Source organism: Prevotella conceptionensis 9403948 (assembly GCF_000312305.1).
Lineage (GTDB): Bacteria > Bacteroidota > Bacteroidia > Bacteroidales > Bacteroidaceae > Prevotella > Prevotella conceptionensis.
On record NZ_HE999447.1, the window covers coordinates 25,221 to 36,484 of the forward strand.

Sequence of the window (11,264 nt, forward strand, 5' to 3'; positions counted from 1 at the left end):
GTTGGGCATCTCTTCATCGTAGTTTAACTCGATGTCGAGAAACAATTCGCCCAGCACAAACATGCTACCGGCCTTGGGAATGATAAGCTGATGGTTTCTACCTGTCCACCCCAAGCCAGCCTTTACCGCCCAATAGCGTTCCAAGATGGGCGCACTGTCGCAGAATACTCTATATTTTGGAGGACTGTCGGCAACAGAAGGGGAGGGCGAAACGCCTTCTTCGATGTATGGTTCGAACCCGAAATGTGCTGCCAACTGCCGCAACTTACCCTTCACCACTTCGTGATAGTCTTGCCCATAGGCGTAGCTGGCCAGCTGATATTGTCCTTCTGGCATGCGCTGGGCAGGCGCATAGCTCATGGCTACACACACAATAGACTTTAAACCGGGCATGAGCAATTGCGGATTGAGGCGTTTGTCGGTATAATTGTTCATGTATGCCATTTCGGCAAAGCACGCATTGTCGAGCCACCGCCTCACTTCAGCGGCCGTAGCAGGCTCTACGGGCGCGGCCTTTGCTATGCCACAAGCAAAAAAGCCAAGGCGTTTGGCCTCGGCTTTGATTTCATTCGAAAGTTTTAAACTCATACCCTTGTTCCTTTAACCATTCTAATGCCTGAGGTAAAGCAAAGTGAAGCTTGTCGATACTTTTCAGCGAATCGTGAAAAGTGATGATAGAACCATTGCGCACATAACGCTTAACATTGTTGAAAACGTCTTCGGCCGTCATCCACTTCGAGTAATCGCGTGTGACGAGGTCCCACATCACCACCTTGTATGTACGGCTTAACCATGCGTATTGACTAGGGCGCATCCATCCGTGTGGCGGTCTGAACAGGTTGGAATGTATCAGTTCGTCGGCCCGCCTTGCGTTGTCGGTGTATGTTTTGATGCTGTGCTTGGCTCCACCCATGTGGTTATAGGTGTGATTTCCCACCCGATGCCCTGCATCTACGATGCGTTGGTACAGTTCGGGATGGTGTTCAACGTTCTCGCCAACCATAAAGAAAGTGGCACGAGCCCCAAACTTAGCTAGCGTTTCGAGAATGAAAGGGGTGGATTCGGGTATTGGGCCATCGTCGAAAGTGAGGTAAACGGAACGGTCGTTCTTATCCATACGCCACAGGGCATGTGGATAAAGCCAGCGTAACCATATTGCGGGTTGTTCGATTATCATCGTTCAAACAGTGGTATCAGACGTGCAGCAGGTGCAAGAACCAGCGTTTGCCATAGCCAAGAGCATTTGCGTGGCTAAGACTAACTCTAGTTTTTACACCTGCTTTGCACATCGTCATGTATATTCCTTATTCATCTCCCATGGGCATAGCCCCGCCTTTTTCCTGATATTGCTTAAACAGCATGTTCAGTTTCTTTTCTTGTTGGGCCGCCGTTTGCTTGTCAACCATTCCCATTACGGATGCAGCTTGCCTGAGAACGTAAATCTGGTACATGCAGTCGTTCATCGAATTGGCAAAGCGCGAGCCGTCGAGCGTCAAGTACCAGTTAAGGTATTGCTGGGCGTTTGTCCACACGGCATTTGCCACTTCCTTAGCTTTCGCGGTCTGTCCAAGCAATGCGTAAGCACGAGCAATGTCCAATCCGCCATTCATATAGTTATAGGGGATGTTGTAAGCAGGCAGTTCCTTATCAGCCTTTTGCAGCACCTTGCTTGCCTTTTGCTTGTCGCCTTCGGAGATAAGGTGCAGTGCCAGCTGAGCTATTATTCGGCGATGGGTGTAGCACATGCGCATAACCGTTTCGTCGATATAGATACCCTTGCGCGACAATCCGCCGTACTTGTAGCGGTTCATCACGTTGTTGTAGGTCTTTTGCGTATCGAAGTTCTTCGCACCTGGCGCGTTCGTTGTGAACGGCGTAATGCGGTTGGCCAGTCCTTCTTGCACAAAGTTGTCGCCAAGGTTCATGTAATTCTCCTGTCCAACGGTCGAGGCAACATATATCGGACGTACCCAATTGCTCTGTGCAATCATCTCCAACATCATCAAGTCACCCTTATACAAGGCATTTTTGCCTTTCAGCGAAATCACCATGCGGTTAGGAATGCTGTCGCTAGCCATCATCATGCCGCTCTTTCTCACTGCCTCCTTGTCGATAGTAACGTAAACCGTGTCGGTGGGTATGAAGTGAGCGTCCTTATCCTTAGAGCGAACCCAGTTTTTAAGGATGTTCTTCAACTCAAACGGATCGTCGCCATACTTAGCTTTGGCCTCTTTGGGATAGTTCTTGTAGAAGTCGAGCAGCTGTTGTTTGGCTTGTGGCACCACTTCAACATACTCGTTGGTCCCCGAACAGAACTCAAGTCGCGGCCATGTGATGGGCACTGAGGGCGAATTGTATGCAGGACGTTTCATCTGGTCGATGTACCAGTCTGTTTGCAAGTAGCTAAGGTTGCAAACACGAGCATCGGTACGCACACCTTCCACCTCTTGGTTGTACCACAAGGGGAATGTGTCGTTGTCGCCATTGGTGAATATAATGGGATTGCCTTCGTCTTGAAGGGTCATCAAATAGTTCTGTCCGAAGTCGCGACACGTATCCCTATGGCTACGGTCGTGGTCGTCCCAGTTTTGCGAAGCCATTTGTATAGGGATGATAAGGCATAGCGCAGCAACAACGGCCGATACGATAGTACCTTCTACCTTAATACGCTTTTTAAGCAGGTCGATAATGGCTGCAACGCCCAAACCACACCAAATGGCGAAGGCATAGAACGAGCCGGCGTAGGCATAATCGCGTTCGCGCGGTTGCGATGGCGTTTGGTTAAGGTAGATAACAATGGCCAAGCCCGTCATGAAGAAGAGGAAGAACACCACCCAGAATTGCCTTATGCCACGTTGTCCGCGGAAGGCCTGCCAGAAAAGTCCGATAAGACCCAGCAACAAGGGCAAGCAATAGTAAACGTTGTGGCCTTTGTTGTTCTTCAACTCGTCGGGCAGTTTGCTTTGATCTCCCAGTCGGGCGTTGTCTAAGAAACTGATACCCGATATCCAGTTGCCGTGTTCCAACTCGCCGTTTCCTTGCATATCGTTCTGCCTTCCTGCAAAGTTCCACATGAAGTAGCGCCAATACATGAAGTTACATTGATACGAAAGGAAGAACCTAATGTTGTCCATCTGGCTGGGCATCTTTATCATCATGGTCTCTCCGCACCTGTCGTAAGGCACTTCTGAGCCGTCAATGCCTCCTAACCAGTCGTTATACGATTGCGCATGAAGTGGACTCCACATGCGTGGGAACAACATGTTCTGCGCATAAACGTACTTGTTCTTTCTGCTAACAACGAAATAAGAGTCTTTCTCGTCTTTGCTAGCCTTCTCCTTACGCTGATAGATGGGCGCGCCCTCTTTCATTCGGGGCTTGCACATGTCGCCCTCTCTGTCTAGTTGCACCTGCGATGTAAAGGCCTGGCCATAGAGTAGGGGGTTGTCGCCATATTGGTCGCGGCTGAGAAAACTGCCCAGCGTAAAGATGTCTTCGGGCGAGTTTTGGTCCATTGGCGGGTTAGCCAACGAGCGAATAACGATAACTGCGTAGCTTGAATAGCCAATCATGAGCATCAACAAGCAGAGCAACACCGTGTTCTTGATGCGCGAAGTGATGAGCGGAACCAACTTCTTGGCCTCGTTCTTGCGCTTATAGCTCAGCACATAATATAATATACCGAGAACAATTGCGCCAATGATGAAGGCCGACCAGCCGTAGCCGTAGAACGGAACACCCAACAAACCGAATGCAACGATGAAAGAAATGTTTTCTCTTTTCTCGCTTTTCTGCGAGTAGCTCTCGTAGATGGCCCAAATAATGGCACCTACCAAAAGCACAATATACACCACTTCACCCGTGTTGAACGGCATTCCAAGTGTGTTAACAAAGAACAACTCGAACCATCCGCCAACAGTAATGATGCCCGGAATAACGCCGTAAAGCACGGCTGCAACGAGAACGAAGGCCACAAGAAGGGCAAGGAGTGAGCCTTTTACCTCGATGTTGGGGAACTTGCGGTAAACAAACACCAGCACAATGGCGGGTATGCAAAGCAAGTTAAGCAAGTGAACGCCGATGCTAAGCCCTGTCATGTACATGATAAGCACAAGCCATCTGTCGCTATGAGGTTCGTCGGCATGGTCTTCCCATTTCAGAATAAGCCAAAACACGATGGCAGTGAAAGCCGAAGAGTAGGCATAAACCTCGCCTTCTACGGCACTAAACCAAAACGTGTCGCTGAAAGTGTAAATCAACGCGCCAACCAATCCCGAACCTTCTATGGCGATAAGCTTGCTCAACGTCATGCTACCCCAATCCTTAACGATAAGCTTACGCGTAAGGTGGGTGATGGTCCAAAACAAGAATAGAATGGTTGTGGCACTCAACAAAGCACTCATGGTGTTCACCATCTTAGCCACTTGCGTTACATCGCTGGCAAATTGTGAGAACAAATTGGCTGTGAGCATAAAGAAAGGTGCCCCAGGTGGGTGTCCGATTTCCAATTTGTAGCCTGTGGTTATAAACTCAGGACAGTCCCAAAAGCTTGCAGTGGGTTCGATTGTAGAACAATATACGAAGGCAGCAATAAAAAAGGCGAGCCACCCTAGCACGTTGTCCACTAACTTGTACTGTTTCATGAAATGGTATAATAAAAGTTTTTATTTCGAAATATGGGTGCAAAGATAGCGCAAATCGCGATAAGTACAAAATAATTGGCCTATGTTTCACATCATTATAGGCAAAAAAAATGGTTTTGAACTTTTGTTTGTGTACCCACTTTGTGATTAACTAATCAGTACAAAGCCATTTGTAGTGATGCTACAAGCATCTTGTAGCGGCAGAACAAGCGGCTTGTAGTGTCAGTACAAGGGGCTTGTAGTGTCAGTACAAGGGGCCTTGTAGCCTCGGTACAAGCGGCTGTACTGATGCTAGTTTAGTAATAAGGCAAAATGGGGAGCATCGCGGTACCAGTCTTTTTCCCAATTCTATCTGTGCGTTAGGTGTTACAAACTGTCGCGTTTTCATTCACGAATATTTCCCACAACTCCCTTTCGTTTCCTGTTTCTACTCGTGATGATAAGGCTCTCCTTTAAGAATTGTGCAGGCGCGATAAAGCTGTTCGGTGAAGATTAGGCGCACCATTTGGTGCGAAAACGTCATTTTTGAAAGGCTTATCTTCTCATTCGCACGAGCATAAACCGCCTCGCTAAAACCATAAGGGCCGCCAACGGCAAACACTAAGCGGCGCGCAACGTGCTGTTTACGTTCTAACCATTGGGCAAACTCAATGCTGCGCAACTCCTTACCATGCTCGTCGAGCAACACCAAGTGGTCGTCTGGCTGCAACTTCTTCAATATCAGCTCGCCCTCAGCCTCTTTTTGTTGATTGGCAGAGATGTTCTTGGTGTTTTTAAGTTCGGGAATAACGTTGATGTTAAATGGTATATAATGGCCTATGCGCTTGGCGTAGTCGGCAATACCGGCCACAAACACACTGTTAACCGTTTTTCCAACGAGCAAAAGTTCCACTTTCATGGCTACGCAGCTTTCTTTTGCTGCTCTAGATTGTAGGCGTGTTTGCGTTTAGGGTTCATGGGAAACCAACCGCGTTCTACACGCTTTTTCTGTTCGAACAGTTCGCCAATAGCCCAAAGAAAGGATGCACCAATCACGCCAAGTATCGAAGAAACGATAACATTAGCCACCATGAGGGCCACTAAGACGGCGACGATGCCCAAGATAAGGAACACCCACCACTGACGAGTTCCCCAGTAATATTCTACCTTAATAACGATGGGATGGAAGATGCCGATGATAAGAAAAGTGCTTACGGCTATGATAATGCCTGTGAAATAAAGTTCCATGATGTTCTATATGGATGTTGTTTTTAAATTATTGTTTCGCTAAATACGTTTGCAAATGTACCTAAAATATGCGTACTTCCCAAAGAAATGTGACCGGTACTTTGTTTTTTCCTTATTTTAAAGGATGAAAATATGCGCCCGAAAGTATTTTTTTATTATCTTTGCCATGCTGATAACGACAACGTTGTCGGCTTGATTGGGAACATAAATTTAATATACTAATAAATAGATTATGGAGAATAACGCTCAACTGATAGCTCAATGCGAGGCAAAGGCCAAGCAATGGCTAACTTCCGAGTTTGACGAACAAACGCGGAACGAAGTGAAAGGACTGATGGAAAATGCTGATAAGACGGGTCTTATCGACGCCTTTTACAAGGATTTGGAGTTTGGAACGGGCGGTTTGCGCGGTATCATGGGCGCGGGCAGCAACCGAATGAACATCTACACCGTGGGCATGGCTACACAAGGACTGGCCAATTACCTGAAAAAGAACTTTGCCAACCTGCCGCAGATAAAGGTTACCGTTTGCCACGACTGCCGAAACAACAGCCGTTTATTTGCCGAGACGGTTGCAAACATATTCTCGGCCAATGGCATTAAGGTGTATTTGTTCGACGATATGCGCCCAACGCCAGAGTGTTCGTTTGCCATCAGGCACTTTGGATGCCAAAGTGGTGTGAACATTACGGCTAGCCACAATCCCAAAGAGTACAACGGCTACAAGGCTTATTGGGAAGACGGCGCACAAGTGCTGGCTCCACACGATAAGGGAATTATCGACGAGGTGAATAAAGTGAAGGTGGCCGACGTGAAATTTAAGGGTAATCCCGAACTGATTGAGATTATTGGCGAGGAGGTTGACAAGATTTACCTCGACATGGTGAAAACCATTAGCATCGATCCTGCCGTTATCGAACGCCAGAAAGACCTCAAAATCGTTTACACACCACTACACGGTACGGGTATGATGCTCATTCCACGCTCGCTCAAACTATGGGGGTTCGAAAACGTACATTGCGTGAAAGAACAGATGGTAAGAAGTGGCGACTTCCCCACAGTGGTTAGTCCTAACCCTGAAAACGGCGAGGCTCTAACCCTTGCACTACGCGATGCCAAGGAGATAGACGCCGATATTGTTATGGCATCCGACCCCGATGCCGACCGCGTGGGCATGGCTTGCAAGAACGATAAGGGCGAATGGGTGCTTATCAACGGCAACCAAACTTGCTTGCTTTTCCTTTATTACATCATCACCAACCGCATCAAGACGGGTAAGATGAAACCAAACGACTTCATTGTGAAGACTATCGTTACCACAGAAGTTATCAAGAAGATTGCCGACAAGAACCATATCGAGATGCGCGACTGCTATACGGGCTTTAAATGGATTGCCAACGAGATACGTAAATCGGAAGGAAAGCAACAATACATCGGCGGTGGCGAAGAAAGTTATGGCTTTATGGCGCAAGACTTCGTTCGCGACAAGGATGCCGTTTCGGCCTGCTCGCTGTTGGCAGAGATTTGCGCTTATGCCAAAGATCAAGGCAAAACGCTTTACGAACTGCTAATGGACATCTACTTGGAGTATGGTTTCTCTAAGGAGTTTACCATCAACGTTGTGAAACCAGGAAAGAGCGGAGCCGACGAAATAAAGGCAATGATGGAGAAGTTCCGCAACAATCCTCCCAAAGAAATTGCAGGTTCGAAGGTTGTCATCGCCAAAGACTACAAGACGTTGGAGCAAACCGATGCCAACGGAGTGGTAACAAAACTCCACATGCCAGAAACAAGCAACGTGCTGCAATGGTTCTGCGAAGACGGAACAAAAGTGTCTGTCCGCCCTTCTGGTACAGAACCAAAGATTAAGTTCTACCTTGAAGTGAAAGGCGAAATGAAATGCGCAGGTTGCTATGAACGCTGCAACAAGGAGGCCGACGAGAAAATTGAAGAGATTAAAAAGTCGTTAGGCCTATAACGTTTTGTTTCTCAAAAGTCTAACGCGTTCTGTTTAAGAATGTATTAAGACAATGAAAAACTGAATTGAAGTAGATTTAGACTTTCAAAGTAGTGTAAGAAATCCCCAATTGGCATAACACTGATTGGGGATTTCCATTAGCTTATCTTCCCCCACATCCTTTGTGTCATTTCCAATCCTCAGCTTTCAATCTCACAAGCTCAACGTTTAATGCATGAAACAGTTTTCGCTTATAACCATCATTGCCTTGCTGCTACTTACACAAGCAGCATCAGCCTTAGCCTATGTTGTTAAAGGTACGGTTGTAGACGCCACTGGCAAACCATTGTACGAGGCCCTCGTTCTTGGCAGGAACAAAGTCGGAACAAAGGTTATAGAAATAGAGACAAACAAGCTGGGGCAGTTCGTATCTGCCGAAATAAACGATTCTACCTTGTCTATCGAAATAACAAAAGATACGTTTGTTCCTTTGCAAATCAACATATCGGGAACGTCCAGCCAGTTTGTTGATTTGGGCACGATAACGCTGTTCGAGCGCCAAGTAACGTTGGGTGATGTCGTTGTAACGGCAGAGTCGGTTATGCAGAAAGCCGGCCGTTACATTATCATTCCTACGAAAAAGGAGTTGGGGCAGTCGGCAAACGGATTGTCCTTGCTCAACGCTTTACAGTATAAAATGCCAGGTTTAGCTGTTAACGAGATATTGCAAACGGTGCAGGTAGACAACGCCACACCTGTGTTTAAGGTTAACGGAAAACCATGCGAGCTAAGCAAAATACTCTCATTGAACCCTAAAAACGTATTACGCATAGAGTATAGCGACACACCCGACCTGCGATATGACGGCAGAAGTGTTATTAACATCATTCTTAATCCTAGCCAAAATGGTGGCTCGGTGATGGCAAATGTGTTGTCTGGCGTAACAACGGGCTTTCTTAATGGCAATGTTGGCATTGACTACCACCACGGAAAATCGGAATGGGAACTGAACTATGCCGCCAATTGGCGCGACTATAACAAACGAGAAATCAGTTCGAAAGGCGATTTTATCGGTAGGGATGAGCCTGTGTCGAGAGAAAGGAACGGAATGCCTAGCGACTTCAACTATTTAAGTAACGAATTATCTTTGGCTTACACCTATTTGCACAACCCCAATACCATGATGTCGACAAAGGTTGGTATTGGCTTTGAAGACCAAAAAATCAGCGATAATTCGTGGAATACGCAAAGTTACAAGGGCAAGGTCTCTCGTTATACAAACCATACACGCTGGAAACTTGGTTTTGTTTCGCCCAATTTCGACCTGTTCTTTCGCAAGCAATTAAACAAGACCCAACACATTGAAGCAAACGTTTATGGCAGGCGTTCGTCAGGAACTTACGACAGGGATTATATGAATGTATACGACACCCCCCTAAATAACGACACGTTGATGAGCTCAACCGAGAACAAGTCGTGGCGTGTTGGTGCAGACATCATGTATTCCAAGACCTTTAAAGCCCTAAGAACCAGTGTGGGAATACAAAACTATTATAATGCAACAGACAACATGCAGCTGGAAAATGGTGTATTAAAGCAAGCAACGATAGACCAAAACCGCATAACGCTGTATGCACAAATAGTGGGTAACGCAAAACAACTGAGTTATGGTTTAAATCTTAGTGGCATCTACAATTATGCAGATAACAACGCCTATAAGACCAATGCCGTACGGATGAAAGTGAATGTCAATGCCAATTATGCCTTTTCGCCCAATTGGTCACTGAACTATTTGTTTTTGCTTAATCCTTCGTTACCAGGAATTTCGCAACAATCTGATTTGATACAGGTGATTGATGACATATCTATCAGACAAGGAAACCTCAGCTTAAAGCCCTCTACCTATCTTCGAAACAGGGTTTATCTGCGCTTTTCCAAAGCAAAATTCACGTCTACTTTGTGGGTGTCGCACAACAAAACGTTTAACCCCATCTATTATTCGTATAGCTATATCAGCGAAGTTTCGAACCCGTACTATGACAAGTTTTTAAGCAAAGCGATTAACGGACGGTCTACTAATCAGCTAAACCTCGAATTGGAATTGTCTGCAAAAGAACTATTTGGCTTTGCAACGTTATGGGGTAACGTAGGTTGGGATAGCTATCAGGTGCCGTTACCCACTCAAACCCATTCGTGCAAACGTTTTTACGCCTCGTTAAGTGCTGCCATGTATTTTGGGAAATGGGTGCTGTCGGCAAAACATGAGATTGAGCCCAAGTTTGAATTGCAAGGAAACACCTCTTATTCTAATGAGAGATGGAACATGATAAAGGTGCAGTATCAATGTAAAAAGTGGCATTTCACGATAATGGGAGCAAACCTGTTCACCCGCCGTGGAAGTAAATATGAACGCATAACCGTGTCAGACGTGCATCCCGAATACCATATACAGAGTATAAGAGACAACGCCAACATGCTTGTGTTGGGTGCAACATATCGGCTCAACTTTGGAAAAGGGAAGGATAAGGCTAACCGCACGCTGCACAACGACGGCTTAGAAAAAGGTGTAGATGTATTTTATTAATAGCGTTCGGGGGATTTATAATTTAAAAATGATGTTTGCTCGCTCTAAGTTTCACTAACAAGAATGAACCACTACATTTATTTGTTGGCTAGTTTATCTCGGTGCAACGTGCATCATAAATTAAACAAACATGAGGACAGTACATTTAGAACGCGAAAACGAGAACCAAAGTTTGATTGCGATAAACAAAGACGATGAAGTGGAGGATAGTTTTTGCTATAAGCTATTTGAACTAGGAGAGTTTGATGTGGCTAAGATACAAGAACTAGTAAGCTATGTATCGCTCAATGTGTTGAACAACAATGAAAAGAACGTTTTAAAATGGATTATTCAAGGGGTTAACAGCTGTTTTGCGTATCATAAGGATGCAAACGACTATTATGTGATAAAGAACTACTCGAAGAAAATCGAGGATAAATGGGGCATGGAATGGGAAGTTGTGCTGAATGCTGCACTGGTGTAGCTGGTTAAACGCACTTGTTGGGACATGCCATAAGCGTAAATACAGATAGGAAAGTATGGAAAATCAATTTAGCAGAACCGAAATGCTTGTTGGCAAAGATGCCGTAGAGCGACTTAAAGGCAGTAAAGTGGCTGTGTTTGGCGTTGGTGGAGTAGGGGGATATGCCGTAGAGGTGCTGGCAAGAAGTGGTGTTGGCTGCATTGATGTCTTTGATGCAGACACGGTAAACATAACCAATCTGAACCGACAAGTGATTGCTTTGCACTCTACACTGGAACAAGCGAAGGTTGATGCGATAGAGAAACGCATCTACGACATTAATCCTGCATGTGTGGTTGGTAAATATAAGATGTTTTATTTGCCGGAAAATGCGGACGAGGTAGACCTGAA

At 45.9% G+C, this 11,264-nt stretch carries 9 protein-coding genes; 4 read left to right on the plus strand and 5 right to left on the minus strand.

Features of this window, described 5'->3' with window-relative positions:
* From BN93_RS16790 to BN93_RS08030, 5 genes are all read right to left on the minus strand, one after another.
* Positions 1 to 588, minus strand: a 588-nt coding sequence (locus BN93_RS16790) for an epoxyqueuosine reductase (protein WP_019187830.1), incomplete at its 3' end; no start/stop codon positions are given.
* Positions 566 to 1,177, minus strand: coding sequence for a polysaccharide deacetylase family protein (locus BN93_RS08015; RefSeq protein WP_019187831.1), 612 nt, complete (start codon positions 1,175 to 1,177; stop codon positions 566 to 568). The genes BN93_RS16790 and BN93_RS08015, both read right to left, overlap by 23 nt.
* Before the next feature lie 127 nt (positions 1,178 to 1,304).
* Positions 1,305 to 4,643, minus strand: a complete 3,339-nt coding sequence (locus BN93_RS08020) for a glycosyltransferase family 117 protein (protein ID WP_019187832.1) — start codon at positions 4,641 to 4,643, stop codon at positions 1,305 to 1,307.
* Between the two features lie 427 nt (positions 4,644 to 5,070).
* Entirely contained in the window at positions 5,071 to 5,541 is a 471-nt protein-coding gene (rlmH, locus tag BN93_RS08025) for a 23S rRNA (pseudouridine(1915)-N(3))-methyltransferase RlmH (RefSeq protein WP_009229591.1), read from the minus strand.
* Between the two features lie 2 nt (positions 5,542 to 5,543).
* Positions 5,544 to 5,870: a DUF4491 family protein gene (locus tag BN93_RS08030; protein WP_009229590.1), complete on the minus strand. Its 327-nt coding sequence runs from the start codon at positions 5,868 to 5,870 to the stop codon at positions 5,544 to 5,546.
* 232 nt (positions 5,871 to 6,102) lie between these two features.
* On the opposite strand from BN93_RS08030, the gene BN93_RS08035 reads away from it, so the two are divergent.
* The 4 genes from BN93_RS08035 to BN93_RS08050 form a co-directional block, all read left to right on the plus strand.
* Complete coding sequence (locus tag BN93_RS08035) at positions 6,103 to 7,848, plus strand: phospho-sugar mutase (protein WP_009229589.1); 1,746 nt, start codon at positions 6,103 to 6,105, stop codon at positions 7,846 to 7,848.
* A gap of 214 nt (positions 7,849 to 8,062) precedes the next feature.
* On the plus strand, positions 8,063 to 10,411 hold the full coding sequence (locus BN93_RS08040) for a TonB-dependent receptor (protein ID WP_019187833.1): 2,349 nt from the start codon (positions 8,063 to 8,065) through the stop codon (positions 10,409 to 10,411).
* 130 nt (positions 10,412 to 10,541) lie between these two features.
* Positions 10,542 to 10,874, plus strand: a complete 333-nt coding sequence (locus BN93_RS08045; protein ID WP_009229587.1) for a hypothetical protein — start codon at positions 10,542 to 10,544, stop codon at positions 10,872 to 10,874.
* A 55-nt stretch (positions 10,875 to 10,929) separates the two neighbouring features.
* On the plus strand, positions 10,930 to 11,264 hold a 335-nt coding region (locus tag BN93_RS08050; RefSeq protein ID WP_044260203.1), incomplete at its 3' end, for a ThiF family adenylyltransferase.

Coding starts and splice junctions, on each gene's coding strand:
- BN93_RS08015 (WP_019187831.1), bottom strand. CDS start 1,177: ATGATAATCGAACAACCCGCAATATGGTTACGCTGGCTTTATCCACAT.
- BN93_RS08020 (WP_019187832.1), bottom strand. CDS start 4,643: ATGAAACAGTACAAGTTAGTGGACAACGTGCTAGGGTGGCTCGCCTTT.
- rlmH (WP_009229591.1), bottom strand. CDS start 5,541: ATGAAAGTGGAACTTTTGCTCGTTGGAAAAACGGTTAACAGTGTGTTT.
- BN93_RS08030 (WP_009229590.1), bottom strand. CDS start 5,870: ATGGAACTTTATTTCACAGGCATTATCATAGCCGTAAGCACTTTTCTT.
- BN93_RS08035 (WP_009229589.1), top strand. CDS start 6,103: ATGGAGAATAACGCTCAACTGATAGCTCAATGCGAGGCAAAGGCCAAG.
- BN93_RS08040 (WP_019187833.1), top strand. CDS start 8,063: ATGAAACAGTTTTCGCTTATAACCATCATTGCCTTGCTGCTACTTACA.
- BN93_RS08045 (WP_009229587.1), top strand. CDS start 10,542: ATGAGGACAGTACATTTAGAACGCGAAAACGAGAACCAAAGTTTGATT.